Below are 15,792 nucleotides of genomic sequence, written 5' to 3'. Positions count from 1 at the left end.
ATATGATATAGTCAACCATTATTCACCGTTTATCATTTGAAGTTTACCATTCCGGCTTTATAGAAATTCTACCGTTGAACTAAGCTTGATCCCATTGGAACCTTTAATAAGAATGGTATATCCTTTGGGTTTATCTTCTTGCAAATCCTTTATAACTTCCTGCACATCTGCATAAGTTTTAAAAGAATGTTCACTTGTGGCAAACTGTTCTCCCACGAGCCATACTTTCTCAAAATCACTTTCTTTGATGTAGTCAACGATTTTCTGATGCTCGGCCGGGCTATCAGCACCTAGTTCGCGCATATCTCCTAATATGAGCATCTTGTGAGGGACTGTCATGTTCTGGAAGTTTTGCAAGGCAGCCATCATGCTGGTTGGGTTTGCGTTGTATGCGTCAATGATAAGCGTGTTATCTTCCGTCTTTTTAAGTTGGGAACGGTTGTTCTGTGGCGTATACTCTGCCAGAGCTTCATCGATCTTCTTTGCTTCCACTCCGAAGAAACGTCCGATAGTGATTGCAGCCAGGGCATTCGGGAAATTATATTCTCCGATCAACTGTGTACAGACTTGATGGAGTTCACCGTCTTTACCGGCTTTCCATTCGAAAGCAAGATAAGGCGAATTGCCGGTAATCCGGCCATTGACATAGAGATCATCTTCTGTTCCATAAGAAATCAGGTTCAATCCCTGTGAGATATTCATCAAATAGGGGTTATCGTGATGGATAAAGGTGATGGCATCTTTCTTGCGGAGGAAATCATAAAGCTCTCCTTTGGTTTTGATAACTCCTTCGAAAGAACCGAATCCCTCCAGATGAGCTTTGCCTACGTTAGTGATAATCCCATAATCCGGTTCGGCTATTCCGCAAAGAAACTTGATTTCCCCCGGATGGTTGGCGCCCATCTCAATGACGGCAAGGTCATGTTCCGGTTTTAACCGTAGCAGGGTAGTCGGTACGCCGATGTGGTTGTTGAGATTACCTAAAGTATAAAGTACATTGTGGGCTTGGCAGAGAACGCTGGAAATTAACTCTTTGGTGGTTGTCTTTCCATTAGTGCCCGTAATGCCGATCACTCGCGTTCCGAGTTGGCGGCGATGATAGTTGGCAAGCTGCTGCATGGTTTGCAGGCAGTCGTCTACAAGTATATATCGTTGATCGCCTTCTACGGCATACTGTATTTCATCGATAATGGCAAACGCGCATCCGGAGTCCAGCGCTAATTTGGCAAATGCATTACCGTTGAACGACTCACCTTTCAAGGCGATAAACAAAGAACCGTCTGGGCAGTTCCGGCTATCAGTAGTTACTGATTGGCAATCCAGAAAAATCTGGTAAAGAGCAGAAAGTTTCATAACCTGATCTTTTATTTAAAACGTTGCAAAGATAGGCTATTCTTTCGGATTTAATGGGAGTTCGGACAGTTTTTTGCTTAGGCATATATCAAAGGAAGAGTCAGGATCATCCGGCATCCTTCTGTGTAAGAAGTGTCGATCCGGAGGCTGCCTCCTAACTTTTCGGCAATACTCCGGCATATCGGAAGTCCGAGCCCGGTGCCCTGCGTGAAAGAGTTCATTTTGTAGAAACGTTCAAATACTGCTTCCTGTTGGTCTTTCGGGATGCCTGTTCCTGTATCGGTGACGCTGATTTCAATTTTCTTTTCTGCTTCCAATACGGAATAAGCGATGCGAATACTGCCACGAGTCGTAAATTTAGCGGCATTATGTGCCAGGTTGTTCAATACTTGTGATATACGTTCCGAATTACTGCGTATGAGCAGGCTTTCTCTTTCAGGTTCGAATAAAACCTCCACATCTTTCTGCGTGTTATCTTTGGCAACTTCAGATGCAAGTTGACAGATTGCATGAAGGTCTGTTTCGGCGTCAGTGGGCAGTTGTTCATATTGATCCAGTTCGGACAGCGTGAGCACATCAGTCACCAGTCGAAGCAAGTCGTTGCTGTTGCTTTTGATGATATTGACAAACTCTTGTGTTTCCGGACTGTTGCTGTAATGGTCGCTTAATACCTGCGAGAAGCCTACGATAGAGTTGAGCGGTGTGCGGATTTCGTGCGTCATGCTTTGGATAAACGTTGTTTTCATCCGGCTGCTTGCCTCCGCTATATCTTTGGCTTTACGCAATTCTTCCCTCGATACCATAAGTTCTTCATTCCTTGTTTTAAGTTCGGCTTCCGAAACTTTCAGTTTGCGTTTCAGGAAGTTTTCTCTATAAAGGAATATGAATAAGATACCTAATAAAATAATCAATGAAATAATCAAGGTTGTTTTATTATGCAACTCCTTCTCTTGTGCCTGAAGCATGAGTTCTTTCTTTTCGGCATTGAGCTTTTCTACATTTAATAAGGTGGCAAATTCACTGCTGGCCACTTGCTCATTGGCTATTTTCAAAGAGTCATCCGCGTTGATGTACATTTGCAGATATTTGACCGCCAGGTTCATATTCCCCATCTTTTGGTAGATTTCTCCCTGTGTGCGATAATGGCTGCTGCTAAGTATGCTTTCGCTTAAACGGCGTTCTTCTTTTTCCTGCATCTTTGCGGCTTCCAGCGCTTTCTGATATTGTTTGGTCTGCTGGTAGTATAAACATTCTATATTATACAGTCTCTTTTTGATAGACTCCAGTCTTTTGTCCTGTTCAAATGCTGCCTGACACTCCTTCAGTAATTTTTCGGCAGCTTGAAAGTCGCCGAACTTGCTGTAGTAGTTTACGAATTCCAACTTGGCAGATATTTGTTGCGTAGAGGAATTGGCAGTTGCAATGGCTTTTTCCACAGCAGCCAATGCTTCTTTTTGCTTTTTCTGGTTGATGTAATAGTTGGCTATCTGGGCATAAGTCTGGGAGATGTTGTAGTTTTCGATCTTGTATTTTTCAGTCAGCTCGATTTCTTTCAATCGCCACTCGAACGCCATCGAATCGAATCTTTTGATGGTGTAGATTTGCGACATGATGTTATAGCAACGGGAGAGGCCGGTCTTATCATCCTCTTCTTGAGCTTCTTTTAACATGTTTTGCACTTCATAAAGTGCTATGTTTGTTCTGCTTGTTTTTAGGTAATAGGTGATTAATCTGTTCGCCCATGCGAAGTAATAGTATTTAGGCTGATGAGTGGCCTTGGCGAATTCTTTTACTTTGTTGGTATAGTGGATTACGCTGTCTTCATTGGTTCCCTGGAAATAATAATAATCCAGTTGAGTAGCTATGGCTACTGCCTGCATTCGTTCGTCCTGCCGTTCGCCGGCCATTCGGAATAAAGTGTCGGACATATTAAGTACAACAGGCTCTAACAAGTATTCTTGACAACGTTGATAATATTCATAGAGAGTAGAGTCAACATTGAAAGTTTCAGCCTCTTTTTGAGCTTTAGCAGTAGTGGTAAAGAACAAAATGAGGAAAAGAAATCCTACGCGAAATAGGGTTAATCGGCTCATGGTATGAATTTTTCGGGTTCTTCTATAGTTTGCAAATATACGTTTATTTCTTCTTTTTAGTACGAATACTTGCTTTTTTTATCTACATTTGTAGGCGATCTAAAAGGAATGTTGTCAATGATGAAACCTATATCTCCTATTTATATAAATGTAAAAGGGCGGTTGCTCGATCTTGCTACTCCGCAGGTGATGGGAATTTTAAATGTTACTCCCGATTCTTTTTATTCCGGCAGCCGGATGCAGACTGAAGAAGACATTGCTGCCCGGGCCCGGCAGATACTTGATGAAGGTGCTTCAATAATTGATATAGGAGCCTATTCTTCACGACCGAATGCCGAACATATTTCTGCTGAAGAAGAGATGCGAAGACTGCGCACCGGTTTGGAGATCCTGAATCGTAATCATCCCGAAGCCATTATTTCCGTTGATACTTTCCGGGCTGATGTGGCGGAAGAATGTGTGAAAGAATATGGAGTGGCTATTATTAATGACATAGCTGCCGGTGAAATGGATCACCGGATGTTTCAGACAGTAGCCGACTTGGGAGTACCTTATATAATGATGCACATGCAGGGAACTCCCCAAAATATGCAGAAAGAACCGTCTTATGATCATCTGATAAAAGATGTTTTCCTGTATTTCGCCCGTAAAGTGCAGCAACTTCGCGACTTGGGAGTGAAAGATATCATTCTCGATCCGGGATTCGGATTCGGAAAAACACTGGAACATAATTATGAACTATTGGCACATCTGGAAGAGTTTCATATCTTCGAACTTCCTGTTTTAGTGGGAGTTTCACGGAAATCAATGATTTATAAATTGTTGGGAGGAACCCCGCAAGATTCATTGAACGGGACAACCGTATTGGACACTGTTGCGTTAATGAAAGGAGCGCATATCCTGCGGGTGCATGATGTGCGTGAAGCGGTGGAAGCTGTCCGGATCACAGAGAAATTAAAAATAGAGAGTGGATATGACAAATAAGAGGAGGGTGCATGTTTTTTGAGTTTGGCATAAAAGATTTTATCGATATTCTGCTGGTAGCTTTTGTTTTGTACTATACCTACAAATTGATGAAAGCTTCCGGTTCTATCAAGGTGTTCACCGGAATTCTGGTTTTTATCCTGATCTGGCTGGTGGTGACGCAAGTGCTGGAAATGAAATTGTTGGGCTCTATTTTCGACACATTGATGAATGTGGGTGTGATCGCGTTGATTGTTCTTTTTCAGGATGAGATACGCCGTTTTCTCTTGACTTTGGGATCTCACCGACATGTCAGCGCACTGGCCCGTCTCTTTAACGGTTCGAAAAAAGAGTCGTTGAAGCATGACGATATCATGCCGGTGGTAATGGCTTGTTTGAATATGGGGAAGCAAAAAGTCGGTGCATTGATTGTCATTGAGCATAACGTTCCTTTAGACGAAGTCGTCCGTACGGGCGAGCTGATTGATGCGGCGATCAACCAACGTTTAATCGAAAATATATTCTTCAAGAATAGTCCGTTGCACGATGGCGCAATGGTAATCAGCAAAAAACGTATCAAGGCGGCAGGATGTATTCTTCCTGTATCCCATGATTTGAATATACCGAAAGAACTGGGCTTGCGACATCGCGCAGCAATGGGAATCTCTCAACAGTCGGATGCTCATGCTATTATTGTTTCGGAAGAAACAGGCGGTATCTCCGTAGCCTATCGCGGGCAATTTTATCTTCGTCTGAACGCGGAAGAATTGGAAAGTCTGCTGACAAAAGAAAACTGATTTTATAGTGATAAGCCAATGGTCAAATAATGAGGGTTGTTTTATGACTATCATTATTTGACCATTGGTGTTTTATTTATTATCTTTAGGGCAATAACAATAGATATGGATAATCCTTTTGTGACTAATGGTTATGTTTCTGCCAGGTATATCTGCGATCGGGAATAAATGAAATAAAGCAAAATAGCGTCAATTGGCGCTATTTTGCTTTATTTCTAACCCTTTTTGAATGATAATTATCCCCTCCTTTTTAGGTGAATCGCCTACCTTTGCCGTATACTATTAAAATTCTATTTTTGAATAAACCATGAAAAACAAAATCATTGCTTTACTGGTACTTTTTACAGTTATTCTCTTTAGTAGTGCACAGGCGCAAACCACTGCCCACAAATTTGAGGCGGGCAAGAACACATTCCTGCTTGATGGAAAACCATTTGTGGTGAAGGCGGCGGAGTTGCATTACACCCGTATCCCACAGGCTTACTGGAGTCATCGCATAGAGATGTGCAAAGCATTGGGAATGAATACGATTTGCATTTATATTTTCTGGAATATCCACGAACAGGAAGAAGGAAAGTTCGACTTCTCTGGGCAGAAAGATATTGCCGCTTTCTGTAAACTTGCGCAGCAACATGGAATGTACGTCATTGTCCGTCCCGGTCCGTATGTGTGTGCGGAATGGGAGATGGGGGGACTTCCCTGGTGGCTGTTAAAGAAAAAAGACGTAGCTTTGCGCACGCTTGATCCTTATTATATGGAACGGGTAGGCATTTTTATGAAAGAAGTCGGTAAGCAACTGGCTCCGTTGCAAGTGAATAAAGGAGGAAACATTATCATGGTTCAGGTGGAGAACGAGTATGGCTCTTACGGAACCGATAAACCATACGTTTCTGCCGTGCGTGATTTGGTTCGTGAATCCGGTTTCACCGATGTACCTCTGTTTCAATGTGACTGGAGCAGTAACTTTACCAATAACGCACTTGACGACCTGATTTGGACTGTGAATTTCGGAACTGGGGCTAATATCGACCAGCAGTTTAAGAAACTGAAAGAGTTTCGTCCCGAAACTCCATTGATGTGTAGTGAGTTCTGGAGCGGATGGTTCGACCATTGGGGGTGGAAACACGAAACACGTCCTGCAAAAGATATGGTACAGGGCATCAAGGATATGCTCGACCGGAATATTTCTTTCAGTCTCTATATGACTCACGGAGGAACGACTTTCGGTCATTGGGGAGGTGCAAACAACCCTGCTTATTCCGCTATGTGCAGTTCGTATGATTATGACGCTCCGATCAGTGAAGCCGGATGGACGACCGAAAAGTTTTTCTTGCTTCGCAATTTATTGAAAAACTATCTTCCGGCCAGTGAATCATTGCCTGAAATCCCCGCCGCTTTGCCTGTTCTTGAGATTCCCGAAATTCATTTTAATAAAGTGGCTCCGCTATTCTCGAATTTGCCGGAAGCCAAACAAACAGTGGATATTCAACCGATGGAACAATTCAATCAGGGATGGGGAACTATTCTGTATCGGACCACATTGCCTGAAGCAACCCCCGCAGGAACCGTTTTGAAGATTACGGAAGTGCACGACTGGGCGCAAATCTATGCCGACGGCAAACTTCTGGCGCGTTTGGACCGTCGTAAAGGAGAATTTACTACGACTTTGCCTGCTTTGAAGAAAGGTACGCAACTGGATATTCTGGTGGAAGCAATGGGACGTGTCAACTTTGACAAATCCATTCACGACCGCAAAGGTATTACAGAAAAGGTGGAACTAGTTTCGGGTAATCAGGTTAAGGAATTGAAAAACTGGACTGTGTACAACTTTCCAGTAGATTATTCTTTTATTAAAGACAAGAAATATAACGATACAAAAATACTACCGGCTATGCCTGCTTACTACAAGAGCACTTTTAAACTGGATAAAGTAGGAGATACATTTCTGGATATGAGCACATGGGGTAAAGGTATGGTTTGGGTGAACGGTCATGCAATGGGACGTTTTTGGGAAATCGGTCCACAACAGACCCTCTTTATGCCGGGTTGCTGGCTGAAAGAAGGAGAGAATGAAATTCTTGTGTTGGATCTGAAAGGTCCTGCCAAAGCCTCTATCAAAGGCTTGAAGAAACCTATTCTTGATATGCTTCGTGAAAAAGCTCCCGAAACACACCGCAAGGATGGAGAAAAACTGAAACTGGCAGGTGAGAAAGTAACACACGAAGGTGCTTTCACTCCGGGCAACGGCTGGCAGGAAGTACGATTTGCTGCTCCGGCGAAAGGACGTTATTTCTGTTTGGAAGCGCTTTCTCCGCAAGCAAATGATAACATCGCAGCAGTGGCAGAGTTCGATGTCCTGGGAGCTGATGGCAAACCGGTATCTCGTGAGCATTGGAAGATTCGTTATGCCGATAGTGAAGAAACACGCAGCGGCAACCGTACAGCCGATAAAATATTCGATTTGCAGGAATCTACTTTCTGGATGACTGTGGATAATGTCCCTTATCCTCATCAATTGGTGATTGACTTGAGTAAAGTGGAAACAGTGACTGGCTTCCGCTATCTGCCCCGTGCCGAGAAAGAATATCCGGGCATGATTAAAGAATATCGGGTGTATGTGAAATCTGCCGACTTTAATTACTAAACTATTGATGTACAAGTATTGAAATGATAATAGATATAAAGAAAAATATAATCCTTTTCGCACTCCTCTTCGTAGGAGTGTTGACTGGATATTGCCAACAATCTGCCTACCTGTTTGTTTATTTCACCGGCAATCGCATGAGTGAAGAAGCCGTCAGGATGGCTGTTAGTCTCGATGGATATAATTATAAAGCCTTGAATGGAAATCAACCGGTACTTGATTCCCGTGTGATTAGTTCAACAGGCGGAGTGCGCGATCCTCATATTTTACGTTGTGAAGACGGGAAGACGTTTTATATGGTAGTTACAGACATGGTATCTGCCAATGGATGGAGTTCTAATCGCGCCATGGTATTGCTGAAATCGAAAGACCTTGTACACTGGACTTCCAATATCGTGAATATCCAGAAGAAATATCCCGATCAGGAAAACCTGAAACGTGTGTGGGCGCCACAAACGATTTATGACAAGGAAGCCGGAAAATACATGATCTATTGGTCCATGCAACATGGCAATGGTCCGGACATCATTTATTATGCTTATGCTAACAAGGATTTCACCGATATAGAAGGAGAACCGAAACCGCTGTTTCTTCCGAAAAACGAAAAGTCATGTATTGACGGAGACATCATTTATAAAGACGGGCTTTATCACCTATTCTATAAAACGGAAGGGAATGGAAATGGCATTAAGAAGGCTACTACTTCCTCTCTGACCTCCGGGCAGTGGACGGAATCAGATGACTATAAGCAGCAGACGAAGGATGCAGTAGAGGGTGCGGGCATCTTTCCATTGATTGGCTCGGATAAGTATATCTTGATGTATGATGTGTATATGAAAGGCAAATACCAGTTTACGGAAAGTGCTGATCTGGAACACTTCAAAGTGATTGACTATGCTATCAGTATGGATTTCCATCCACGCCACGGCACTGTTATTCCGATTACTCAAAAAGAATTGCAACGCCTTTTCAAGGCGTATGGTAAACCGGAAGGTTTCTGATCTAAAGGAGGAAGATCAAAACCCATCTAAATTAGAAATCATCCTCGCCACAGCTTCTTGTCGCGAAGATGATTTCGTTGAAAGGAAATTTGGGCACCTCTTATCTACAAATTCAATGAATTTTAAGCGGGTAGTCTTTATTTCCAGATAAATACATTCATCCTTTCGTCTTTTTTGAGTTATTAAGATAAGGTGGATTCACTAGTGTAATCCAGGAAAATAGTATACGATATTGGAAAAAGTGTATATTTTACCCTTGTTTACTTGTTTCTTATATATTTTTAAGTGTAAAACAACCAATTATAGCTTGAAATATATCAGTTAGAATAATGAAAATCTTAACTTTGCGATTGATAATCTTAATGCAATAGATACCATGAGAAAATTATTCCTGTTTTTAGTTGTCTTGTTTTTGTCGTTTCAGCAAGTCACTTTAGCTGCAATCAAAGAAATGACGAGTACCCCCGATTCGGTTTATCTCTTTTCCTTCGCTACTTCCGGAGACGACGGACGTAGCGGGCTTCGTTTTGCCTGGAGCATGGATAAGGAAAACTGGTTTGAAGTCGGCCGGAACTACGGATATCTCCGGTGTGATTACAGCCGTTGGGGATCACAGAAGAAAATGCTCGACCCTTATTTGAAACAGTCGCCCGCTGGCGAATGGATATGTACCTGGAAATTGAATGATCGTGATGGATACGGTCAGGCCACTTCTAAAGACTTGATAAACTGGACCAGCCAGAAATATCCCCGTACTACTTCCGATTTTAACGGAACAAGAGTGAAAGCCGTAGTTGCCGGAGAGGAGCAGAAAGGAACTATCAACCGGGTAGCGTGGACTTTGGTAGATGGATTAAATAAGAATTATGGCTGGAATCAATATCGGAACTCATTGCATGGAGAACGTCCGGTACAGGATGGAGAACGTTTTGCCGGTTTGAAGCCTGTAAAAGCAACGGTCACCGTACAACCCGAACGTGCCAAGACCATCAGCGATGTCTTGTTGGGTGCTTTCTTTGAAGATATTAATTATTCGGCAGACGGAGGACTCTATGCAGAACTTATCCAAAACCGCGACTTCGAGTATGACCCTTCGGACAGGGAAGGAGATAAGAACTGGAATAGTACTCATTCGTGGACATTGAAAGGAGATAAAACCACTTTCACTATTGCTACTACCGATCCTATTCATGCCAATAATCCGCACTATGCCGTATTGAATGTAGAACGACCGGGAGCCGCGTTAGAAAATACAGGCTTTGATGGTATCGCGCTGAATGTCGGAGAGAAATATGACTTTTTCATATTTGCGAGGGTTCCGCAGGGTCAATCAAATAAATTACAGGTTCGTTTGGTAGATGGAGAAGGAAATATATGTGGAGAGACTCCTCTGACTGTGTCTTCCCGTCAATGGAAAACGTATAAAGCAGTGATTACTGCCAAAGCAACCGCAGATACTCGCCTCGAAATCATTCCCCAATCTGCTGGAGAATTGAATCTGGATATGATTTCCCTGTTTCCGCAGCATACATTTAAAGGACGCAAGAACGGACTCCGCAAGGATCTGGCTCAAGTGTTAGCTGACATTCATCCCCGTTTCATCCGTTTTCCGGGTGGCTGTGTGGCTCATGGTGATGGTCTGAAGAATATCTATCAATGGAAAAACACAGTCGGTCCGTTAGAAGCAAGAAAGGCTCAACGCAACCTTTGGGGGTATCATCAAAGCATGGGACTGGGATATTTTGAATATTTTCAATTCTGCGAAGATATTGGTGCGGAACCGCTTCCGGTATTGGCTGCCGGTGTTCCTTGCCAGAACTCTGCCTGTCACGGTGACTTGAGAGGCGGACAGCAAGGCGGTATCCCTATGAGCGAAATGGGTGCTTATATTCAGGATATTCTTGATTTGATAGAATGGGCAAACGGCGACGCTAAGAAGACAAAGTGGGGAAAGGTACGTGCCGAAGCAGGCCATCCGAAACCTTTCAACCTGAAATACATTGGTATCGGAAATGAAGATCTCATCACCGATATCTTCGAAGAACGTTTTACAATGATATTTAATGCCATCAAAGAAAAATATCCGGAAATGATCGTTGTAGGTACAGTAGGACCGTTCAATGAAGGTACAGACTACGTAGAAGGATGGAAACTGGCCGACAAACTGGGTGTGCCGATGGTGGACGAACATTATTATCAGACTCCGGGATGGTTCCTGAACAATCAGGATTTCTACGATAAATACGACCGTTCGAAAAAGACAAAAGTATATCTGGGCGAATATGCGACTCATATCCCGGGACGAAAAGCGAATATCGAAACTGCACTGACGGAAGCTCTTTATCTTGCTGCCCTGGAACGCAATGGAGACGTTGTACACATGACTTCTTACGCTCCTCTTCTCGCCAAAGAAGGACATACCCAATGGAATCCGGATTTGATTTACTTCAATAACCGGGAAGTGAAACCGACCACCGGATATTATGTGCAGAAACTCTACGGACAGAATGCCGGAAACGAATATTTGCCGTCGAAGATCACTTTGGATAATAAAGACGATAAAGTGCAGAAACGTTTTGCTTCTTCCATTGTCCGCGATTCGGCAAGTGGAGATGTGATTGTGAAGTTGGTCAACTTACTTCCAGTAGAGGTTAATACCCATGTCGACCTTTCCGGAATCGGTGCGATACAGTCTTCTGCAAAGAGAACCGTACTGACCGGCAAACCGGCAGATACTCCGCTACCTGTTGAAGATACAGTGGAAGTGGCAGAAAAGTTTGATTGCCAATTGTCTGCCTACTCTTTTACGGTGATCCGGATAAAAAAGGCAAATGAGAAATAACAGGAAATAAATGAAGAACATAATAACATGAATAATATGAAGAAGATAATAAGCACTCTACTGGTGGCTGGTTGCTGTCTGACTTCGCTGATGGCACAAGACGTGGTCGTGAAAGGACCGAATGAAAAACTGCAATTGGTTGTCTTTACTTCCCCTGCCGAAAAGCCAAGTTATTCCATTACCTATAATGGGAAAACCATGCTGGAGAAATCACCTTTGGGTATGAACACGAATATCGGTGACTTTGCTAAAGGAATGAAACTGACAGGGCATACGGTCACCCCGATTGATACCGTCTACCATCAGGATCGTATTAAAACCTCACAAGTGCATTATCAGGCAAACGAGCTGAACTGTCATTTTGAGAATCCGAAAGGACAGAAAATAGACGTTGTCTTTCGTGTCAGCAACAATGATGTAGCTTTCCGTTATACCCTGCCGCGTCAGGATGGAAAAGGAAGTGTAACGGTGACTGCCGAAGAAACCGGTTTCCGTTTTCCGCAACAGACTACTACTTTCTTGTGTCCGCAAAGCGATGCTATGATAGGATGGAAGCGTACAAAACCCAGTTATGAGGACGAATACAAGGCAGATGCTCCGATGAGTGACCGTTCCCAGTACGGGCATGGTTACACATTCCCTTGCCTGTTCCGTATTGGTGACGATGGTTGGGTGCTGGTTAGCGAGACAGGAGTGGACAGTCGATATTGCGGCTCACGTTTAAGCGATGTGAGCGAAGGTAATCTGTATACGATTGCTTTCCCGATGGCAGAAGAAAATAATGGCAACGGAACGGTTGCTCCGGCATTTGCCTTGCCGGGAGCTACTCCCTGGCGTACCATAACAGTTGGCGAAACTTTGAAACCGATTGTGGAAACAACTGTTGCGTGGGATGTCGTGCGTCCTCTTTATGAAACAAAATATGACTACCGTTTCGGACGCGGCACATGGAGCTGGATTCTTTGGCAGGATGGTAGTATCAACTATGACGATCAGGTGCGATATATTGATTTTGCTGCGGCAATGGGATATGAGTATGCGTTGATTGATAACTGCTGGGATACGAACATCGGTCGCGACCGCATGAAGTCTTTGGTAGAATACGCACGTAGTAAAGGCGTGGAACTCTTCTTATGGTATAGCTCTTCCGGTTATTGGAATGATATTGAGCAAGGACCGGTTAATCACATGGACAACGCCATTATTCGCAAACGGGAGATGAAATGGTTACAGAGTCTTGGAGTAAAAGGCATTAAAGTCGATTTCTTTGGTGGCGACAAGCAAGAAACGATGCGCCTGTATGAAGATATCTTGAGTGATGCCGACGATCACGGCCTGATGGTGATCTTCCACGGTTGTACAATCCCTCGCGGATGGGAACGCATGTATCTGAATTATGTTGGTAGTGAAGCCGTACTGGCATCCGAGAATATGGTATTCAACCAGCACTTTTGCGATAAAGAGGCTTTCAATGCTTGTCTGCATCCGTTTATTCGCAATGCAGTGGGCAGCATGGAATTTGGCGGTTGTTTCCTGAACAAACGGCTGAACCGCAACAATGACGGAGGAACTACGCGTCGCACTACTGATATATTTCAATTAGCCACTACCGTGTTATTCCAGAATCCGGTACAGAACTTTGCACTTGCCCCCAACAACCTGAAAGATGTTTCCCCTGTTTGCATGGACTATATGAAAACGATTCCTACCACGTGGGATGAGACGTGTTTCATTGACGGATATCCTGGAAAATATGTCGTGTTGGCACGTCGTCACAATGATACTTGGTATCTGGCTGCTGTGAATGCAGGAAAAGAAACATTGAAGTTGAAACTGGATTTAGAAATGTTTGCCGGAAAAACGGTTACCCTGTATAAGGATGATAAGAAAGGAGAGCCACAGCTTGTGCCGTTGAAAGTGAAAGAGAACGGTAAAGTGCAGCTGGAGATTCTTCCACAGGGAGGTGCTGTATTGGTAAACAAATAGATGATAGTTCTACCGTTTGTTGTGGGATCATGTGGCAATGATTATTCGGTAAAAGTTTGATAGAATCAATATTTATAGCATAATTTATGTAGCACTTTTTATGCTACACAAATTGTGCTATGAATAATTGCTTGAATATAAACAATATAGACTGTTTTCTTTATTCTTTGAATGAAATCATATTTGAGAAATGTTTCGTGGATATAATTCATTTAGTTGTGGTTGCAGACATTGCCTTACGCTGGTATACTAAAATAATCATATTCAAGAAAAGACCCTTCACCTTTCACAATGCCCTGTTCATCGGCATTAGCGGGTGAAGGGCTGGCTTTCACCTTCCTTTCACCTTTCTACCCTGGCTTTTACAGCTGTCTAGTCTGCTAAATCTTTTATCTATAGCTGGCAGGAGAAGTATTAATAGATGGCTTCCAAACTATTATAGGAAAACTTCTTTTCTATAAGGGACAAACTTCCTTTGTATAGGACCCAAACTTTCTTTGCATTATAAGAAAACTATAAATGCAAGCTTTGATTATATAAATGAAACTTCCATTTATATAATTGCAAGTTTTGTTTTTATAAACGCAACTTTCATTTATAGATTGCATTTAATGAAAAGTAAGTTTGCATACTGGTAATAGGAAGTTTACCTATAATCAAAAGAAAGTTTGTTATTAATGAAAGAGAGGGTAGTTAGTAATGGATAAGGAAGCAGGTAAGGTATGTTTTCAGAAGCATAGATAGAGAAGTGCCATATAGGATTAGGAAACCGGATTATCAGAAAAGCATTTTATGTGTATATATAAATGACCTGCTCGACCAGAAAATCACTTTGTGTTGAAATCGGGTAGGTTCTTTTTATTGAGTGAACTGATAGGTGAAATCCCTATCCCTATCGTATTATATGGTAAACGCAGGCTAAAATCGAAGTGCAAATGCTCTGTAATATCGTGCATTTAGCGGAGAATGATTGTTTTTTAGTCCTTTTTTGACACATAAGTGTACCTTTATATTTAATGTATCATCTATCTTTGTAAACAAGAAATCTTATTTAATATCATGAATATGAATAGACATTGCAGAATAATCAAGTGTATATTATCAGGAGTCGTTTGTGCGTTGTTATTGCCTGTATCAATGCAGGCACAGAAGAACACGGCGTTTATCCCCGGACAAGTGTGGAATGATATGGATGGAAATCCGATCAATGCCCATGGTGGCGGACTTCTTTATCACAATGGTACTTACTATTGGTATGGTGAATACAAGAAAGGAAAAACGATTTTGCCGGACTGGGCTACGTGGGAGTGTTATCGTACAGACGTGACCGGAGTCGGTTGTTACTCTTCTAAAGACTTGCTGAATTGGAAATTTGAAGGAATTGTGCTTCCGGCAGTCAAAGACGATCCGAATCATGACCTGCATCCGTCCAAAGTGTTGGAACGTCCGAAAGTCATCTTTAATAAGAAGACCGGTAAGTTTGTAATGTGGGCACATGTGGAAAGTGCCGATTACAGTAAGGCTTGTGCCGGCGTGGCGGTTGCCGATTCTCCTGTCGGACCGTTCGTCTATCAGGGAAGTTTCCGTCCGAACAATGCGATGAGCCGTGATCAGACAGTTTTTGTGGATGATGACGGACGTGCTTATCAGTTCTATTCTTCGGAAAATAATGAAACCATGTATATTAGTCTTTTGACTGATGATTATCTGAAACCCAGCGGACGGTTTACTCGTAATTTCGTCAAAGAGTCTCGTGAAGCTCCGGCTGTGTTTAAATATAATGGTAAATACTATATGTTAAGCTCCGGTTGCACAGGCTGGGATCCGAATGTGGCCGAAATAGCAGTGGCCGATTCTATTATGGGAACGTGGAAAACGATCGGTAATCCTTGTACGGGACCGGATGCGGATAAAACGTTTTACGCGCAGAGTACTTACGTTCAGCCTGTTATCGGAAAGAAGGACGCATACATCGCTATGTTCGACCGCTGGAAAAAGAAAGACTTGGAAGACTCCCGCTATGTATGGCTGCCTGTACTTGTAAAAGACGGAAAGATAACAATTCCCTGGCATGAAAAATGGACTCTTTCCATCTTTGACAAATAAAAAAGAA

The 15,792-nt window shown here is 42.8% G+C and carries 9 protein-coding genes; 7 read left to right on the top strand and 2 right to left on the bottom strand.

Annotated elements, in window-relative coordinates:
* Window positions 1–57 precede the first annotated feature (57 nt).
* Window positions 58–1,353, bottom strand: coding sequence for a UDP-N-acetylmuramoyl-tripeptide--D-alanyl-D-alanine ligase (gene murF / locus DW862_RS00830; protein ID WP_118196118.1), 1,296 nt, complete (start codon window positions 1,351–1,353; stop codon window positions 58–60).
* Window positions 1,354–1,430: 77 nt separating this feature from the next.
* Window positions 1,431–3,446 (bottom strand): HAMP domain-containing sensor histidine kinase, encoded by a 2,016-nt coding sequence (locus DW862_RS00825; protein WP_120067100.1) that lies wholly within the window; start codon window positions 3,444–3,446, stop codon window positions 1,431–1,433.
* A 117-nt stretch (window positions 3,447–3,563) separates the two neighbouring features.
* Between DW862_RS00825 and folP the strand changes: the two genes are divergently transcribed.
* The 7 genes from folP to DW862_RS00790 all read left to right on the top strand — a co-directional run bounded on the left by folP (window position 3,564) and on the right by DW862_RS00790 (window position 15,785).
* Window positions 3,564–4,430 carry a dihydropteroate synthase gene (gene folP, locus DW862_RS00820; protein WP_181981035.1) on the top strand — a complete coding sequence of 289 codons (867 nt, stop codon included), beginning with the start codon at window positions 3,564–3,566 and terminating at the stop codon, window positions 4,428–4,430.
* An 11-nt stretch (window positions 4,431–4,441) separates the two neighbouring features.
* Entirely contained in the window at window positions 4,442–5,206 is a 765-nt protein-coding gene (cdaA, locus tag DW862_RS00815) for a diadenylate cyclase CdaA (RefSeq protein ID WP_004299718.1), read from the top strand.
* Between the two features lie 307 nt (window positions 5,207–5,513).
* Complete coding sequence (locus tag DW862_RS00810; RefSeq protein WP_120067099.1) at window positions 5,514–7,850, top strand: beta-galactosidase; 2,337 nt, start codon at window positions 5,514–5,516, stop codon at window positions 7,848–7,850.
* A gap of 23 nt (window positions 7,851–7,873) precedes the next feature.
* The gene (locus tag DW862_RS00805) at window positions 7,874–8,851 is read left to right on the top strand and encodes a glycoside hydrolase family 43 protein (protein WP_165861862.1); all 978 of its coding nucleotides are present in this window, start codon (window positions 7,874–7,876) and stop codon (window positions 8,849–8,851) included.
* 376 nt (window positions 8,852–9,227) lie between these two features.
* Window positions 9,228–11,693 (top strand): alpha-L-arabinofuranosidase C-terminal domain-containing protein, encoded by a 2,466-nt coding sequence (locus DW862_RS00800; protein WP_120067098.1) that lies wholly within the window; start codon window positions 9,228–9,230, stop codon window positions 11,691–11,693.
* A gap of 36 nt (window positions 11,694–11,729) precedes the next feature.
* Entirely contained in the window at window positions 11,730–13,679 is a 1,950-nt protein-coding gene (locus DW862_RS00795; protein WP_120067146.1) for a glycoside hydrolase family 97 protein, read from the top strand.
* Window positions 13,680–14,744: 1,065 nt separating this feature from the next.
* Window positions 14,745–15,785, top strand: coding sequence for a glycoside hydrolase family 43 protein (locus DW862_RS00790; RefSeq protein ID WP_117809409.1), 1,041 nt, complete (start codon window positions 14,745–14,747; stop codon window positions 15,783–15,785).
* Window positions 15,786–15,792 lie beyond the last annotated feature (7 nt).

Source organism: Bacteroides sp. AM37-9, assembly GCF_003603455.1.
In the GTDB taxonomy this organism is placed as follows: domain Bacteria; phylum Bacteroidota; class Bacteroidia; order Bacteroidales; family Bacteroidaceae; genus Bacteroides; species Bacteroides xylanisolvens.
This window is presented reverse-complemented; position numbering and strand designations above follow the sequence as displayed.